Below are 771 nucleotides of genomic sequence, written 5' to 3' on the forward strand. Positions count from 1 at the left end.
CACCCCGCCCGCACCCACCCCGTCCGCACCGAAGGAGCCCCATGCTCGGCAGGAACCCCCGCCCCCGTCAGGTCTCGGTGGTCGTCATCGGCCTCGGCCGCTTCGGCGGCGCCGTGGCGGCCTCGCTCTCGCGCCAGGGCATCGACGTGCTCGGCGTGGACACCGACCCGGCCATCGTGCAGAAGTGGTCCGGTCAGATCGAGCACGTGGTGCAGGCCGACGCCACGGACGACGCCGCCCTGGCCCAGCTGGGCGTGGGGGAGTTCGACCGCGCGGTGGTGGCCATCGGCAACGACGTGGAGGCCAGCGTGCTCTCCGCGGTGGCCCTCGTCGAGGCGGGTGTGCCCGAGGTGTGGGCCAAGGCCATCACCCGCAAGCACGGGCGCATCCTAGGCAAGATCGGCGTGCAGCACGTCATCTACCCCGACTGGTCGATGGGGGAGCGCGTCGCCCACATCGTGGCCGGCGGGATGACCGACTACATGGGCTTCGAGGACGGCTTCGCCATCGCCCGCACGCGCTCGCCCCGGGAGACCTGGGACCTGCCGCTGGCGCAGTCGCTGCCGCGCAGCCGGCACGGCGTCACCATCGTGGGGCTCAAGCGCACCGGCGAGAACTTCACCTACGCCCAGGCTGACACGGTGGTGCGGCGGGGCGACGAGCTCATCGTCTCCGGCCCCACCGACCGGGTGGAGGCCTTCTGCAGCCTCACCGACCTGCCCGACTGAGGCCGCCACCCACGATGAGGGGCCTGCCCCGGGGCTCTCCCCG

Annotated in this window: 1 protein-coding gene; it reads left to right on the top strand. The window is 73.0% G+C overall.

What is annotated here, in order from left to right:
* Window positions 1-41 precede the first annotated feature (41 nt).
* The gene (locus HMPREF3099_RS05995; protein WP_070705157.1) at window positions 42-728 is read left to right on the top strand and encodes a potassium channel family protein; all 687 of its coding nucleotides are present in this window, start codon (window positions 42-44) and stop codon (window positions 726-728) included.
* The last annotated feature ends 43 nt before the right edge of the window (window positions 729-771 follow it).

Origin of the sequence: Kytococcus sp. HMSC28H12 (genome assembly GCF_001816045.1) — a bacterium.
GTDB lineage: Bacteria > Actinomycetota > Actinomycetes > Actinomycetales > Dermatophilaceae > Kytococcus > Kytococcus schroeteri.

What these genes read in the sequence shown, in the direction of transcription:
- HMPREF3099_RS05995 (WP_070705157.1), top strand. Translation starts at nt 42, where the DNA reads ATGCTCGGCAGGAACCCCCGCCCCCGTCAGGTCTCGGTGGTCGTCATC.